Source organism: Bradyrhizobium sp. AUGA SZCCT0182, assembly GCF_018130185.1.
Taxonomy (GTDB): Bacteria; Pseudomonadota; Alphaproteobacteria; order Rhizobiales; family Xanthobacteraceae; genus Bradyrhizobium.
Genome location: NZ_JAFCLY010000037.1, coordinates 46,689 through 61,928, shown reverse-complemented (window position 1 = coordinate 61,928; position 15,240 = coordinate 46,689). Strand labels below are relative to the sequence as shown.

16 protein-coding genes are annotated in these 15,240 nt (G+C 62.3%); 8 read left to right on the top strand and 8 right to left on the bottom strand.

Features of this window, described 5'->3' with window-relative positions; all coding sequences use genetic code 11:
• Positions 1–55 precede the first annotated feature (55 nt).
• The 5 genes from JQ611_RS30690 to JQ611_RS30670 all read left to right on the top strand — a co-directional run bounded on the left by JQ611_RS30690 (position 56) and on the right by JQ611_RS30670 (position 3,801).
• Positions 56–1,588 (top strand): porin, encoded by a 1,533-nt coding sequence (locus JQ611_RS30690; protein WP_212467537.1) that lies wholly within the window; start codon positions 56–58, stop codon positions 1,586–1,588.
• A gap of 201 nt (positions 1,589–1,789) precedes the next feature.
• The gene (locus JQ611_RS30685; RefSeq protein WP_212268278.1) at positions 1,790–2,035 is read left to right on the top strand and encodes a hypothetical protein; all 246 of its coding nucleotides are present in this window, start codon (positions 1,790–1,792) and stop codon (positions 2,033–2,035) included.
• 161 nt (positions 2,036–2,196) lie between these two features.
• Positions 2,197–2,385: a potassium channel family protein gene (locus JQ611_RS30680; RefSeq protein ID WP_249133580.1), complete on the top strand. Its 189-nt coding sequence runs from the start codon at positions 2,197–2,199 to the stop codon at positions 2,383–2,385.
• A 114-nt stretch (positions 2,386–2,499) separates the two neighbouring features.
• Positions 2,500–3,030 (top strand): hypothetical protein, encoded by a 531-nt coding sequence (locus tag JQ611_RS30675; RefSeq protein ID WP_212467536.1) that lies wholly within the window; start codon positions 2,500–2,502, stop codon positions 3,028–3,030.
• Between the two features lie 309 nt (positions 3,031–3,339).
• The gene (locus JQ611_RS30670) at positions 3,340–3,801 is read left to right on the top strand and encodes a hypothetical protein (protein WP_212268274.1); all 462 of its coding nucleotides are present in this window, start codon (positions 3,340–3,342) and stop codon (positions 3,799–3,801) included.
• A 94-nt stretch (positions 3,802–3,895) separates the two neighbouring features.
• Here the strand turns inward: JQ611_RS30670 and JQ611_RS30665 are convergent, their stop codons facing one another.
• The 8 genes from JQ611_RS30665 to JQ611_RS30635 form a co-directional block, all read right to left on the bottom strand.
• Positions 3,896–4,159, bottom strand: coding sequence for a hypothetical protein (locus tag JQ611_RS30665; RefSeq protein WP_212268272.1), 264 nt, complete (start codon positions 4,157–4,159; stop codon positions 3,896–3,898).
• Positions 4,160–4,287: 128 nt separating this feature from the next.
• Positions 4,288–4,545 (bottom strand): hypothetical protein, encoded by a 258-nt coding sequence (locus JQ611_RS42005; protein ID WP_249133579.1) that lies wholly within the window; start codon positions 4,543–4,545, stop codon positions 4,288–4,290.
• Positions 4,542–4,823 (bottom strand): hypothetical protein, encoded by a 282-nt coding sequence (locus tag JQ611_RS30660; RefSeq protein WP_212268270.1) that lies wholly within the window; start codon positions 4,821–4,823, stop codon positions 4,542–4,544. The genes JQ611_RS42005 and JQ611_RS30660 overlap by 4 nt, the downstream gene beginning before the upstream one ends.
• 283 nt (positions 4,824–5,106) lie before the next feature.
• The gene (locus tag JQ611_RS30655) at positions 5,107–6,336 is read right to left on the bottom strand and encodes a Gfo/Idh/MocA family protein (RefSeq protein WP_212467535.1); all 1,230 of its coding nucleotides are present in this window, start codon (positions 6,334–6,336) and stop codon (positions 5,107–5,109) included.
• A 15-nt stretch (positions 6,337–6,351) separates the two neighbouring features.
• A complete protein-coding gene (locus JQ611_RS30650; protein ID WP_212467534.1) occupies positions 6,352–8,013 on the bottom strand; it encodes an ABC transporter ATP-binding protein in 1,662 nt (553 codons plus the stop codon).
• Between the two features lie 34 nt (positions 8,014–8,047).
• Positions 8,048–9,643 (bottom strand): gamma-glutamyltransferase, encoded by a 1,596-nt coding sequence (gene ggt / locus JQ611_RS30645; protein WP_212467533.1) that lies wholly within the window; start codon positions 9,641–9,643, stop codon positions 8,048–8,050.
• Entirely contained in the window at positions 9,640–10,416 is a 777-nt protein-coding gene (nagB, locus tag JQ611_RS30640) for a glucosamine-6-phosphate deaminase (RefSeq protein WP_212467532.1), read from the bottom strand. Before nagB ends, ggt begins: the two co-directional genes overlap by 4 nt.
• Positions 10,413–11,621, bottom strand: a complete 1,209-nt coding sequence (locus JQ611_RS30635; RefSeq protein WP_212467531.1) for an ROK family transcriptional regulator — start codon at positions 11,619–11,621, stop codon at positions 10,413–10,415. The genes nagB and JQ611_RS30635 overlap by 4 nt, the downstream gene beginning before the upstream one ends.
• 183 nt (positions 11,622–11,804) lie before the next feature.
• Between JQ611_RS30635 and JQ611_RS30630 the strand changes: the two genes are divergently transcribed.
• The 3 genes from JQ611_RS30630 to JQ611_RS30620 are packed head-to-tail and all read left to right on the top strand — an operon-like array spanning position 11,805 to position 15,183.
• The gene (locus JQ611_RS30630) at positions 11,805–13,316 is read left to right on the top strand and encodes an ABC transporter substrate-binding protein (RefSeq protein WP_212467530.1); all 1,512 of its coding nucleotides are present in this window, start codon (positions 11,805–11,807) and stop codon (positions 13,314–13,316) included.
• 56 nt (positions 13,317–13,372) lie between these two features.
• The gene (locus JQ611_RS30625; protein WP_212268256.1) at positions 13,373–14,314 is read left to right on the top strand and encodes an ABC transporter permease; all 942 of its coding nucleotides are present in this window, start codon (positions 13,373–13,375) and stop codon (positions 14,312–14,314) included.
• Positions 14,311–15,183: an ABC transporter permease gene (locus JQ611_RS30620; protein ID WP_212467529.1), complete on the top strand. Its 873-nt coding sequence runs from the start codon at positions 14,311–14,313 to the stop codon at positions 15,181–15,183. The genes JQ611_RS30625 and JQ611_RS30620 overlap by 4 nt, the downstream gene beginning before the upstream one ends.
• Positions 15,184–15,240: the final 57 nt, after the last annotated feature.

Sequence of the window (15,240 nt, the reverse complement as noted above, 5' to 3'; positions counted from 1 at the left end):
GGATCGTTGCGGAGTTCAGCCAGAGGGCGGCTCCGAAAGAGCAGGGGAGCGGGCCATGAAGATACTCAACAGGGCAGTGCTTGGTTCGGCAGCATGTCTCATCGCCATGGGCGCAGCCCAGGCGGCGGATCTTCCAGTCAAGGCCAAGGCGATCGAATACGTCAGGATCTGTTCCCTCTATGGAAATGGCTTCTACTTCATCCCGGGTACCGACACCTGCATCAAGCTCGGCGGTTACCTGCGCGCCGATGTCACTTTCAACGGCGCTGGTATTCAGGGCACCCCGGCCTGGAGTGGCGCTGCGGGTCAGCAAAACCGGCTGAGCAACTACTATTTCGCTCGCGCCCGCGAAAACCTCTCCGTCGATACGCGTACCGCGACCGAATACGGCGTGGTCCGCACTTTCTTCGATGCGAATTTTTCCTGGACCTCGGGTACCTATGCCGGCACTGGCGCCGGTGGCACCGTTTACTCTGCTGCCGCCCAGGCTGGCGGCTTTGGTGGCGTTGGTAACCCCTCCGACGGCGGTCTCTCCGGTGGGGCCTTCGCCCTTAACTTTGCGTTCATCCAGTTCGCCGGCTTCACGATCGGCAGGGCAACATCCCAGTTCGACGCACCCTGGTCTGGCTATCCCGCCAACATCACCGACGCGCTCCTCGGCGGCCATTCCGACACCACCGGCGTGAACCAGTTCTCCTATACGGCGAATTTCGGTCAGGGCATCACCGGTACGATCTCCGTGCAGGATCAGGTTATCTACTATCAGACCAATTTGTGGAATGCGTCCACCCTCACCGCGGCCAACTTCGCGGGCGGCGTGTATGGCGCCAATGCCTTCGGCGGCACGCGGGCTCCGGACATCGTTGGCATGCTTCGCGTTGACCAGACCTGGGGCCTTTTCCAGGCCTCCGTAGCCGCGCACAACATCCACGCGGCCTATTACGGCGGGACAGAAACTTCAGGTCATCCCAGCGACAAGTGGGGCTGGGCTGGTCAGCTGGCTCTGTCGATCAAAAACCTGCCGACCGGCCCGGGCGACGATATTAATATTTCAGTTGGCTATTCGGACGGTGCCAGCCGCTACGTCTGGCAGAGTCTGGTCACGCCGTCCCTTGCCATGTACGGCGGCACCGGCCTCGCCGGCGTCTATCAGAGCCTGGGGGTTGCCGGCGTTTCTGACGGCATTTTCACGACCGGCAACGGGATCGAGACCACTAAACTGTGGGGCGTGCGTAGCGGCTACACCCACAACTGGAACAGCCAGTGGAATTCAGCGCTCTTCGGCTCCTACACGTCCGTCAACTACAACGCCACGGCAAGAGGATATATCTGCGCCACCGTCGCCACCTTCCTGACGCCCGGCTCAAGCTGCAATCCGAACTTCAACGTCGCGCAGATCGGTACCAACACGCGCTGGTCCCCGGTGAAGAACCTCACTTTCACGGGTGAGCTGATGTACACCCTGGTGGATCAGCAATATGCCGGCGTGGCCGCTTTGCCGACCGTCGGCGCCAAGCCGGCAGCCCTGTACGAACTCCGGGATCAGGGCACATGGACACTCGCCTTCCGCGCCCAGCGTAACTGGTAAGGCGAGCGTATGTATCTAATAAAGCGCTTCCTCGATTTTTGAGAATGCTCGCCGATCCGATGCCGGAGCAAGCGTGCTCGGCCGTTTAAGCCGCAGTTGACTTGGCGTAGGCACCGCAAACAGGCTCGAGATCGCCTGACCCGGGTCGCTCTCGCCAAGAGGCGGCAGGGTGCTTACACTCGACTCTAGATAGGGGACGTAATGTATGCAAATCTTCTTTTAAAAGGCGCTCTGACGTGGTTTCTCATCGCGATGGTTGAAGCGCCGGAAGCCGAAAAATTTGTGCCGCACAAGAATGCGCCTGGACCGCCCCGACTGAATGTGGAGAAGGCCGACAACTCGGGCGTAGTGAATACGGACGTCCAGTTCATTGCCGATCGTCTTACAATTATCAATCATATCTCGGCCTCCGCCTACCTCATGGACGAAGGTCGCTGGGACGACTAGTTCGCATTGTTCTCAGACAACGTTAGCGTGGAGATGACTTCGCCCACAATTGGCACGTTCATCATCAAGGGTCAGAAGCCATTCAAGGCTTTTGCGGCCGATCAATTCAACAAGCCGAGGACAAATTCGTCGACGAGTATAATTCCGGTCTCGCCAGTCGCTTGCTTTACTTCAGCTTTGTTACATTAACGTCGACCGGTTATGGTGACATCGTCCCAATTCACCCCCTTGCTCGAAGTCTGTGCAGCGTTGAAGCGGTTATTGGTCAACTTTATCCAGCTATCCTGTTGGCGAGGCTGGTTACTCTCGAGTTGGTCGCCAATACCCCACGAACGACCGTAGATCACTAAAGAACAAACACGAGCAGGACGCCCATTTCGTCGTCCGTGAGCGTCCTCTGCATGGCGGCTTGTCACCCCGAGACGATCATCGTGCCGTTAGGGCAATCTATCAATGAGGACGAGATGCGTACTATCATTTGGGCTATTTTGACCATTACTTGGTCCGTCACTTCGGCAACGGCGCAACCGGTTTTTCTGGCAGGGCGTTATGTACTGCCAGTTACCCAGCATGATTTATACGTTTCTGCTCCGGGGCGTCTTGGGACGACTGTGACTGTTAATTTCCGGTTCAAGCCGATGCGCACCTGTACCGATACTCTCGACAGTGTCTTTCAGTACCAGTTGCCGCCTGGTTACAACGATACACCGATCAACGAAGTGGGCGCGACCTGCAATAAAACAATTCGCTGCAGTGGAATTGAATTTAAGTGCGTTGGTGCCAAGCAACCATACGCGATGTCGTTTGAGCTGGTGCCGTTGCGGGAAATAAAGGCGAGGGGCAAGTCGTTTTCCGGAACCTATCGTTATGTCTCAGAACAAATTGCACGCCCGCGTGCGGCACTCTTGAGACGCGCTTCAGTCGGTAATTTTGAATTAGTCGAAGAGTCCTCGGACAAGAAGACAAGGACCGTCCGGTTTCGGATTGAAAAGTAAACTTATTGTTGCCGTTTCGGAGCATCCACATTTTCGCCTACTCGCCGATGGCTGTTGCTGCGGTCGGACGCGAGTCGACGAACGCGAACTCAAAGTCAAACTTCCCTCCGAAGTGGCCTTCGCATTCTCCTATGAGTTCGACTGATCTACTGGCGCGTGAAACGTGCACGTCGGGCGCTAACTGCGCGCTGCATCGTGCCCGGGGCCCGGGATTCGGTTTGATCTAGATCAATCTGCCGCGGCAGCGCTGCCCAAGAATAGACTGTCACCGGCCCGCGCCAGGCCCTACCAAACAGCACGGAGATGATCATGAGATCGTTTAGTTCACTGCGTACCGCCATTCTCGCTGCGACCGCTGCCCTCCTCGGTGCGGGCGCGCAGGCCGGGCCGATGCCGACCAATGTCGTGGCGATGAAATCGATGGTTGACCAAAACACGACCGAAGTGCGTTGGCGCGGCGGCGGCTTTGGCTACCGCGGCGTCGGCTTCCGTGGCGGCGGATGGGGCTATCGCGGCGGCTTGGGTTATCGCGGTTTAGGTTATCGCGGTCTCGGCTACGGGGTTGCAGCCGGCGCCATCGTCGGCGGCGCGATCGCCAGTCGCGGCTACTATGGTGGCGGCTATCCCTCCTACAGCTACGCCGCCGTCCCGTATTACGGTTATGGCGGCGGCTATGGCTATGGCTATGGCTATGGCTATGGCGGTGGTTATGGCAGCGGTTATTGTCCGCCCTATGGTGGCTACGCTGCCGCCCGCTATTACGGCTGGTGAAATCCGGCGTCCTGCTTCTTTCCGCCCGGTGTCGGCGCTGCGAAGCCGGCCCTATTCCGTCGAGGTGATGATGGCGCGGTCCTAGTCGCCAACTTTATTTCGGAAGGCATTCCACATTAAAGGCAATGATGATCTGCGCCGGGTCACCCTTACCAATGCTCTTCAGGTCTTCCAATCCGCTTTTTAGCTTGGCTCCCGCCTCCTTCAAGCTCCCCTCAAGGGTCGACTTGGCTGCCCGGCATCGCTCTTCATTGGAGAACTCCTGAAACACCACGGTTGGGAGTAGCCTCCATTCTGCCTTGTCGGTTGTCGCGGCCGGACTGACTGAGTAGGAGAAGACGTACATCAGGATCCACATCGGCATGCTCCACTGGTGATGCCACGGTCGATAAGACCGGCCGCGGCCGCCGCTCGCTTAACGCCCAGAGGATGACGATGGTGTGAGCCCGATCGCGGCGCCAAGCACAGGGTTTGACTGGCCCCAAGTCAGCGCCTACCGACTCGATTAACTGGACCACCACGGTTCATCGGTGTACCCGCCCGTACTCCCACTCCAGCTGCGCCGACGCCGGAGGTCACCACGGCTCGCGCGACCGGCCGCGGCCGAAGCACTACACCGGGCCTTACGACGCAGCCGGCAGGATATGAAACGTACTGGCAGTACACCACCGCAGCTGCCTCTTCAGTGCTTGCGGCTACGAAGCCAGTTATGAGCAGCGCCGACAACGCGATCGAGAGCTTCATTTTAGTCTCCCTGTCGCCGCCAACGCCCGCTGCATCGTTTCTTTCGCGTAGCCGCGATAGGCCTGCGCGGTCTTGTGCCCGGAGAGCGCACGACCTTGGCCGTCCGTCAGTTCGGCCTCCTCCAGTTCGGTCATGCCGCCGTGCCGGCAGGCATCAAGCGTAAACAGCTCCGACACACCGTCGATTTTCTTGCGCATCTGCTGCACGACCTTTTCCATACCAGGGTAGGACCACACTTTGGCATCGCCCTTGCGTTCACCCTTTTCGATCCGGCGCATGATCATCGGAAAGAAAATTGAGTCGAATAGCTTTCGATGAGGAAAGAAGAAAAATGGGTTAGTGTTCTGACTGATAAGCTTTCATACAAAATGGAGGCAGTCGACGAACTGATAAGGAAAGAAGAAAAAACTTATCAGTTGCCGCGGGCGAAGCCGGTTTGTTCCATAAAGCTCATACGCTAGTCTGCTCACGCCAATGGCGCCGAACGGATCTGTTACATGTCCTGGGCATTACCTGGAATCGCTGGCGCTCTCGAAATCGCATTCGCCCTCTGGCCTGCCGTCAGCGGGCCACCAACGGTACGTAGTGTTCGAGTTCGGGGTCGGGGAAATGCACCGTCTGGCCGAGTTCCGCGGATCGATAGAGCCCCATCAGCATTTCCATCACGCCGACGCCGTCATGAAAGGTTTCCGCGGGGCTCAGCCCGCGCCTGAACGCTTCCACCATATGTCGGTTCTCATCGGTATAGCCGTAGATGCCGGCTTCGTCCTCGACCACCGGCATCAGGCCCTGCTCGGCATTCTGCTTCTCGACGAGATCCTCGCCCTCCGATCCGGTAACCGCGCGCGAGAGAAACACCTTGAGACCGGTCGAGAGCGACGAGAATTCCATCGAATATTCGGGGCCGAGCAGCTCGAGCTGGATACGCAAGCCGGCGCCGACATAGGCCCATGACGTCGTCGCTTCGATCATCAACTGATGGCCGTCGGCGTCCTCCATCGCAAGGATGCCGCGCGCGAAGTCCTCGACCGGGCGTTTGGCGAAATCGATGCCCATCCGCGTCTTCAGGTCGGCCGCATAGCGTGGCCGCGTCCATTTCAGGTTGGCCGTCGTCGCACTTGCGCTTACCAGCCGCAGGCTGTCGCGGGTCGCGCCCGGCGCGGTCAGCATGAAGCGCGCAACCTCAACTGAATGGCACATCATGTCGGAGAGCACGCCGCCGCCCTGCCTTTCGCCTTGCCAGAACCAGGGCTCGTGCGGGCCGGAATGTTCCTCCGCCGCACGGGCCAGATAGGGCCGTCCGCCCTGCGGCACGGCGCGACGCCAAATGATGTCCTTGCCGCGCATCACCGCTGTCGAGAACAACTGGTTCTCCAGATAACCGTGCAGCAGGCCTGCATCCTCGACGAGCTCGAGCATTTCGCGCGCCTCGGCGAGCGTGCGGGCGAGCGGCTTTTCGCAGGCGACGGCGCGCAGCGGCGCGCCGACTTTCGTCACACGATGGATTTCGCGCATAATGTCGAGACGGGTGTCGTTCGGCGTCAGCAGCCAGAGCGCATCGACCTCGCCCGACATCGCCATCGCTTCGATGCTGTCGAACACATGCGCCTGCCCAAGGCCGAGACTGCGCGCTTTATCAGCGATGCGCGTGCGCCGCTCGACCGAGCGGCTGTAGACGCCGCCGATGCTGACGTTGCGCACGCCGACCATGGATTGCAGATGGAAGGCGGCGATGAAGCCGCTGCCGATGAGGCCGACGCGCAGCATCGGGAGTTCCGGGAGCTTCGGCATATCAAGACCTCTCCTTCAATGGCGTACGTCGTCGCCCAGCGCGTCAGGTGATATGGGTGGTGCCTTGCGCTGCCGGCCGGGGATGGCGGCCAGCAGCGCCTGAGTATAGGGATGCTCCGGCCGGCTCAGCAGATCTGCGGTCGGCCTGATCTCGACGATTTCGCCAAGCCGCATCACCGCGATCCGGTCGCAAACCTGGGCCGCGACATTGAGGTCATGGGTGATGAACAACATCGCCAGCCGCAGCCGCGTTTTCAAGGTCTCGAGCAGCGCGAGCACCTGGGCCTGGACCGAGACGTCGAGCGCCGACACCGGTTCGTCGGCTACCAGCACGTCGGGGTCGAGCGCCAGCGCGCGCGCAATGCCGATCCGCTGCCGTTGCCCGCCCGAGAATTCATGCGGGAATCGCTGCATCGCGCTCGGGTCGAGGCCGACCAGCGTCAGCAGCTCCTCGGCACGCGCAAAGGCCTGCGCCGCCGGGACGCCATGGGCGATCGGCCCGTCGGCGATGATCCGCCCGACGCGGCGACGCGGATTGAGCGAGGTGAATGGATCCTGGAACACCATCTGGATATGCTTGCGCGCGGCCCGCAGACCAGCCCCGCGCGCTTGCGTGAAATCCAGTTCGCCGACGCGCACGACGCCCGCATCGGCATCGGTGAGCCGCATCACGAGGCGGCCGATCGTGCTCTTGCCCGAGCCTGATTCCCCGACAAGGCCGAGTGTCTCGCCGCGCCGGATTTCGAAGTTCACGCTCTTCGCAGCCGCGACCTCGCGCTGCGAGTTGAACCAATTGTTGCTGCGATAGGTCTTCGCAAGCCCGATTGCCGCGCAGGCGACTGGCGCGTCCTCGACCACAGGGCGCACCGGCGGGGTCAAGCCGGGCACCGCGGCGAGCAGCCGGCGCGTGTAGGGATGCTGCGGACGTTCGAGCACATCCGCGACCGAACCCTGCTCGACGACGCGCCCCTTCTCCATCACGGCGACGCGGTCGGCAATATCGGCGACGACGCCGAAATCATGGGTGATGAACAGCACGGCCATGCCCCGCCGCTGCTGGATGTCACGGATCAACCGCAGAATCTGCGCCTGGGTGGTGACGTCGAGTGCGGTGGTCGGCTCGTCCGCCACCAGGATCGATGGTTCGAGCGCCAGCGCCATCGCGATCATGGCGCGCTGACGCTGCCCGCCTGACAGTTGATGCGGGTAGCTGTTGATGATCCGGTCCAGATCGCGCAATCCCACTTCCTCGGCGAGCGCGCGCGTGCGGGCGCGCCGTTCGGCCAGCGCGAGGTGCCCATGCGCCTCGAATGCCTCCATGATCTGGTCGCCGATCCTGATCACCGGATTGAGTGCCGTCATCGGTTCCTGGAAGATCATGGCGATGCGCCGCCCGCGCAATGCCCGCCACTCGGCTGCCGGCAATTTCAGCAAATCGCGTCCCTCGAAGCGAATCGCCCCTGCGACCGGTCGAATGTCCGTGGGTAACAGGCCCATCACAGCGGAAGCGCAGACCGTCTTGCCGGAGCCGGATTCACCGACAACGCAAAGGATCTGCCGCGGGTACAGCGCGAGCGAGACCGCCTCGACGGCAAAGGCTCGATCGGCGTCGGCGGGCAGCGCCAGCGTCAGCTGCTCGATCGACAGAATCGCGTCTTCCGCCACCGTCTCGCTCATGGTGTCCGGCCTGACATCATTTGCTCCATCCTGGTCACGCCGCCAGCGCGATGCCGTCCTTGCGATGGTCCGACGCACCATACATGACGCCGCTGATGGCATCGACCTGCACCGCCTGGAAACCGCCGAGTGGCTCGTCTGCCCACGTCACACGATGGCCGCGTCCGATCAGATCGTCGGCGACCGAGCCGGACACCGTCGGTTCGAGCGACAGCGTGCCGTCAAAGGCGAAGCTGCGCGGCGCGTCCGAAGATTGCTGCATGTCGAGGCCGCGGTCGAGCACCCCGCTCAGAATCTGCATGTGTCCCGTGGCCTGATATTGTCCGCCCATCACGCCAAATGCCATGACGGGTTTACCGTCCTTCGCGAGCAAGCCCGGAATGATGGTGTGAAAGGGACGCTTTCCCGGCGCGATGGCGTTGGGATGGCCTTCCACGAGACGGAAGCCCGAGCCGCGATTATGCAGCAGCACGCCCGAACGGGGAGCGTAGATGCCGCTGCCGAAGGCGAAGAACAGCGAGTTGATGAAGGACACCATGTTGCCGTCGCGATCGGCGACCGCGACATAGGCGGTGTCACGATGGACGGGCATCTCAAAGTCCGCCGGGGCGCTGGCGCGCTTCGTGCTGATGGTGGCGCGCAACGCGGTGATCGAGGCGTCCGACAGCAGCGCCTTGACATCGAGCGGATGGAAGGCCGGATCGGCGACCAGTGCGTCGCGTTGCCGGTAGGCCACCTTGGTTGCCTCGGCAAGGAGATGAATGCGGTCCGCTTCGCCGAGCGCCGGATCGGCCATGTCGAAGCCGGCAAGAATGCGGGCGATCAGCAGCGCCGCGACGCCCTGTCCATTGGGTGGACATTGCCAGACCTGATGACCGCGATAGTCGGCGCTGATCGGCGCAACGTACTCCGATCTGGCGTTTGCAAGATCTTCAAGGTGCATCAGTCCGCCGAGCGCCCTCAACGTTGCCACGATCTCTTCGGCGACGGCGCCTTCGTAGAACGCGGCGCGTCCCTCGCGCGCGATTCGGCGCAGCGTCGTGCCAAGCGCCGGATGGCTGAGTTTGCTGCCGATACCAGGCGCAACGCCGCCGGGCAGATAGACCGGGACGCCAGCCTGGTGTCTTTCGATGCGGTCGGCATAGCGCGCCCAATCCAGCGCGGAGCGGGGCGGGACCACGAATCCGTTCTCGGCCGCGTGGATCGCCGGCGCCAGAATCTCGTCCAGTCCTTTCGAGCCGTAATCGGCGGCAAGCCGGCACCAGGCGTCGACCGCACCCGGAACGGTAACGGCATGAGGTGAATCGTCAGCGATCGACATCAGCCCCTGTTGCCGGAACCAGCCGAGCTCGGCCTTCGCTGGTGCTCTGCCTGAGCCGTTGATTGCGACAGGCTGGCCTGAGGCGGGAGCATAAATTGCAAAACAGTCGCCGCCGATGCCGGTCATGTGCGGATCGATGACGCCCTGGAGCGCGATCGCGGCGATGGCGGCGTCGACCGCGTTGCCGCCGCTGCGCAGGATGTCGATGGCGGCGAGCGTGACAGCGGGGTGAGAGGCCGCGGCCATGCCACGGTCACCCACCGCCAGCGAGCGTCCCGGCACCATGAAATCGCGCTGCCGCCAGCTCATGCCGTTCTCCGATTGTTGTTGTGAGGCCGGTTGGCGAGCGCTGCGGCGGCCGCTTCGTCGCAAAGGATATGGACGTTGTCGTGCAGGCGGAGCGCGGAGGCGGGACAAGCCGGCCCGATTGGGCCGTCAATGGCGGCTGCGAGGGCGGCCGCCTTCTCGGATCCGGTTGCGATCAGCAGGATGCTGCGCGCTTCCAGGATTGTCGCAATCCCCATCGTGATCGCACGCTCGGGAACCGATGCGAGATGAGGAAAATTGCCGGCATTCGAGATGCGGGTGGCTTCGTCGAGCTTGATCTCGCGGGTGCGTGACGCAAAATCCGAACCCGGTTCGTTGAAGCCGATGTGGCCGTTGGCCCCGATGCCGAGTAGCAACAAGTCGATGCCACCGGCAGCCGCAATCAGTGCCTCATAGCGGGCCGCTTCGGCGGCGATGTCGCCGGCCATGCCGTCGGGAATTCTCGCCCGTCCGGCTTCCATGTCGACATGCCCGAACAAATGCTCTTGCATATAGCCATGGAAGCTTCCCGGCGATTGCGGCGCAACGCCGACAAATTCATCGAGGTTGAAGCTGGAGACCGCCCTGAATGAGACATCGCCGGCGCGTGTAGCGGCGACGAGGCCGGCATAGACCGGTCTCATCGTTGCGCCGGTCGCAAAACCAAGTGTGACCGCATGCTCGTTGCGCAGCCGGGCAACGATGTGCGCAGCCGCGCGTTCCGCGACGGCGGTGGCATTGCCCGCAATCTCGATTTGCGGCGCGTGCTGTCTCATGCCGCGACATCCGAAGCTGTGAAGGGCAGGGCCAGCGGACTCGCATCCTTGCCGATGCCAAACAGCGCGCGGTGCAGGTGGTCGATCGCACTGCCGATCGCGCCGATCAAGGTAGCGCGATTGCCGAGTGCGCTGAGTTCGATCCGAACCGGCTCGCGCGTGCAGCGTCCGAGATGCGCGTCGATTCGGAGCTTCAATTCAGGACGCGCGCCGATGCTGCCGCCCATGATGATGATCTCGGGATCGAGCATGCTATGCACGGCAAGAATTGCGGTCGTGATGACCCGGCCGACCTCGTCGATCGTGATCCGCGCAGCCTCGTCGGTATCGAGCCGATCGAAGACGTCGCGCACAGTGCTGCCGGATGCGCCGCCGAGTCCGGTGTAGCGCTCGATGATGCCTGCGCTGCCGACGGCGGTTTCCAGGGTGCCGAGCCGCTGGCCACGCGCATCATAGGGGTCTCCGCCGAGCGGCAGGTAGGCGATTTCGCCGGCCGCGCCACGTGCGCCGCGGATAAGATGGCCATTCGCGAAGATGCCCATGCCGATGCCGGTGCCGAGAGCGATAAAGGCGAAGGTGCGGGCTTTGCGGCTATTGCCACGCCAATGCTCCCCGATTGCGGCAAGATTGACGTCGTTCTCGATGGCGATGTCGATGCCGAGCCGGGCGTGCAGCGCGGCGCGCACGTCCAGGCTGTCCAGTCCGGCGATATTGGGCGCGATCACAATGCCGCCCGACGCCGGCTCAATGATGCCGGGACTTCCCATCACGCCGCCGCGCAGACGTTGCGCGGATACGCCGGCGCGCTGAAGCAGGGCATCGGTCATGCGCCCGATCTGGGCGACAACAGCGGCGCCGCCATCGCCCGCGGTCGCTTCAATGCTCTCGGCGACGGTCACGCCCTGCAAGTCGGCAAGAGCGACGTGCAGCTTGGTGCCGCCGAGGTCGATGCCCAGCACGAAGGCCGCGTCTGGTCGCAGCGCGTAAGTTACGGCGCTTCGCCCCACGGTGCCCTGGATCTGCCCGTCCTCGTACACCCAGCCGTCGCGTTCAAGCTCGCGCATCACCTCCGAGATGGTCTGCTTGGACAGGCCTGTGCTGCGGGCGATTTCGGCGCGGGACACCGATCGATCCCGCAGCAGCCGCTCGACCACGAGGCGGACGGATTGCTGTCGCGCAACGGGCGAGGATGGAAAATCTTGCATGGGGGCCAATCCAATTGGTCAAGATGCCGAACTAATATCCTTGGTTGAATGGCGTCAAGGGGCTTTTGAAGTCGCTTAGGTGCTCGAATGTTACGAAATACCGGGTAGTTTGTTCGCAATATTTACAAATAGAGTCGAACGTGCTTGCTTTGTCTTCCGACGGCAAGGCCATGGGAGTCCGACATGAGGCGTGTAGCTACGGTGTTGACGGCAATTTCGATGACCGCGTTGGCTCTGGTCTCGGCCCAGGCCGCGACGCTGCGGGTTGGCCTTCAGGACGATCCCGATGCACTCGACCCGGCGCTCAGCGGCACCTATGCCGGCCGTTTTGTGTTCGCGGCGCTGTGCGACAAGCTTGTCGACATCTCGCCCGAGCTCAAGATCGTGCCGCAGCTCGCCGAGGCCTGGGAGTGGGCTCCGGACGGCAAGTCGATCACCTTCGCCCTGCGCAAGAACGTCACCTTTCATGATGGTACCGCGTTCGATGCGGCGGCGGTGAAGTTCAATATAGAGCGCATGAAGACCATGCCGGATTCCAAGCGCAAGGCCGAGCTGGCGCCGATCGCGAGCGTCGAGGCGCTTGCGGCGGACAAGGTCAGGTTCAACCTGTCGGAGCCCTTCGTGCCGCTACTCGCCAATCTCAGCGACCGTGCCGGCATGATGGTGTCGCCCAAGGCCGCCGGCGAGAAGGTCGGCGAATTCGCGGCGGCGCCGGTCTGCGCCGGTCCGTATCAGTTCGTCGAGCGCAAGTCGCGTGACCTCATTCGTGTCAAGAAATATCCTGGCTACTGGAATGCCGGACAGATCGGCTACGACGAGGTCGTCTATCACTATGTGCCTGACTCAACCGTGCGGCTGTCGCGGGTGCGGGCCGGCGATCTCGACCTCGCCGAACGCGTCGCGCCGACCGACCTCAAAATCGTGCGTGAAGACGCCAACCTCGCCCTGCATTCCGGCCAGGGACTTGCCGTCGCGCATCTGATGTTCAATGTCGGCGCGGGAGCGAAGGCCGACACGCCGCTCGGCAAGAACGCGACGCTCCGCCAGGCTTTTGAGCTGGCGATCGATCGCAACGTCATCAACCGCGTCGCCTTCAACGGCGAGTTTCTGGCCGATAATCAGATAATCCCGCCGTCGTCTCCGTTCTACGACCGCGCCCACAAGATCCCGGCGCGCGATGTGGCGAAGGCCAAGGCGATGATCGCTGCTGCCGGCATGACCCGAGTGCCCGTCGAACTCCAGTACGAGAACACGGCCGGCGATACCCGTGTCGCGCAAATCATGCAGTCGATGGCGGGTGAGGCGGGCTTCGATGTCAAGCTGTTGCCGATGGAGTCGGCTACGGCGATCGAGCGCTATATGAATGGTAATTTCGAAGCCTATATCGGCAACTGGAGTGGCCGTGCCGACCCGGATCCGACACTGATTGCTTTTTTCAGTTGCGCCGGCTCGCAGAACGTCAACAAATATTGCAACAAGGATCTCGATGTGATCTTGAGCGAGGCCCGCGGTGAGGCCGACGAAGCCAAACGCAAGGCGCTCTACGTCAAGGCTACGGACATCTACTTAACGGCGCTATCGTCGATTCCCCTCTACCATCCAAACTGGTTCTTTGCGGCACGCAAATCGGTTGGCGGCATCGTCATGGTACCCGACGGGCTGCTGCGCTTTACGGGCGTCAAGCCTGCGAACTGACGCGCAACGCCTGGCGCGCGTCGGCGCGCCGGCCAAGTGAGGAACTGACTGCCAAGATGAAGACACTGCTTCTGCGCCGGCTCGGCGTCTCACTGCCGACATTGTTGCTGGTGTCGATGATGGTGTTCGGCCTTCAGAAGCTGCTGCCCGGCGATCCGGCGTTGGCGCTGGCCGGCGAAGAGCGCAACCCGGAGGTCGTCGAGTATCTTCGGCAGAAATATCGCTTCAATGATCCGGTTCCGGTGCAATACGTCGTCTGGCTGAAAGGCGTGGTGCAGGGTGACTTCGGTACCTCGGTGCGCACCCGGCTGCCGATCGGCACCATGCTGGTTGAAAAGCTGCCGGTGACGATCGAACTCGCGATCCTGTCGATGCTGGTTGCGCTCCTACTCGGGCTGCCGATCGGAATCTTCGCGGCGCTGCGGCGCGGAACGCCGTTCGATTACGGTGCCAGTCTGTTCGGACTGGCTGGCCTGTCGATTCCGCATTTCTGGCTGGGGATCATGATGATCCTGGTGTTCTCGGTGAATCTCGGCTGGCTGCCGGCCGGAGGGTTTGTTTCGCCTTTCGAAAGCGTGGGGCGCAACCTGCTTTCAATGCTGATGCCTGCCCTGGTTCTCGGCACCGGCACCGCCGCCATCATGATGCGCCATGTCCGCAGTGCGATGATCCTGGCGATGAAGCAGGATTATGTGCGTACCGCCCGCGCGAAGGGTGTCCGCGATCGCACAATCGTGCTGCGCCATGCGCTGCCGAACGCGCTGATTCCGGTGGTGACGCTGGGCACGTTGCAATTCGGCGAATTGCTGGCTGGCGCGGTGCTGACCGAGCAGGTGTTTTCCATACCCGGTTTTGGCAAGATGATCGTCGATGGCGTGTTCAGCCGCGATTATGCCGTGGTCCAGGCCGTGGTGCTGTGCACGGCGGCCGTGTTCCTGTTGATGAGCCTGATTGCCGACGTCGCCTATGTGCTGCTCAATCCGAGGCTCAGGTCATGAGTTCGATTGAGGCGACGCCGGTTGCAAGTCGGGTGCGCGCAGGCGGTTCTCCGGAGATTCGCCGCCTGTTGCGCGAGCCGTCCGCCGTGATCGGGGCTACGATCATTCTGTTCTTTGCCGTGCTTGCGGTGTTTGCCTCGTGGATCGCGCCCTACGATCCAAATGCGCCGGACTGGATGGCTATACGCGCGGCGCCCAGTGCAGCTCACTGGTTCGGCACCGACGATCTCGGCCGTGATGTACTGTCCCGCGTCATCTTTGGCACGCAGGCTTCGCTTGGAGCCGGCATGGTCTCCGTGACCGTCGCTGTGCTCATCGGCCTCCCGTTTGGTCTCGTCGCCGGCTATTTTGGCGGCCTCGCCGACATGGTGATCTCGCGTCTCGCCGATGCGCTGCTGGCTTGCCCCTTCCTGGTGCTGGCGATTGCGCTGGCCGCTTTCCTGGGCCCCAGTCTCGAAAATGCGATGATCGCCATCGGCATTTCCGCCGTACCGGTTTTCGTTCGCGTCGCGCGTGCTGAAACACTGGTCGTCGGCACCGAGGATTACATCGCGGCGGCCCGTGCCCAAGGCCTCGGCGATCTCGCCATCCTCACCGGACAGGTGCTGCCGAATGTGCTTGCGCCGACGATCGTGCAGGCGACGCTCACCATGGCGATTGCGGTCCTGGCCGAGGCGAGCCTTGCCTTCCTGGGGCTTGGCCAGCTGCCTCCGGCCCCGTCATGGGGCGCCATGCTTGATGTCGCCAGGCAGTTTCTCAGCGAGGCGCCATGGATGGCGTTCTGGCCCGGGCTCGCGATCATCGCCCTCGTGATCGGCTTCAACCTGATGGGTGACGGCCTGAATGATGCTCTCAATCCCAGGCACTAGATGCGGGTTTCGATCTTGTCTCCTCAATCCGCGGGGACAGCGATCAGTTGAACCCGC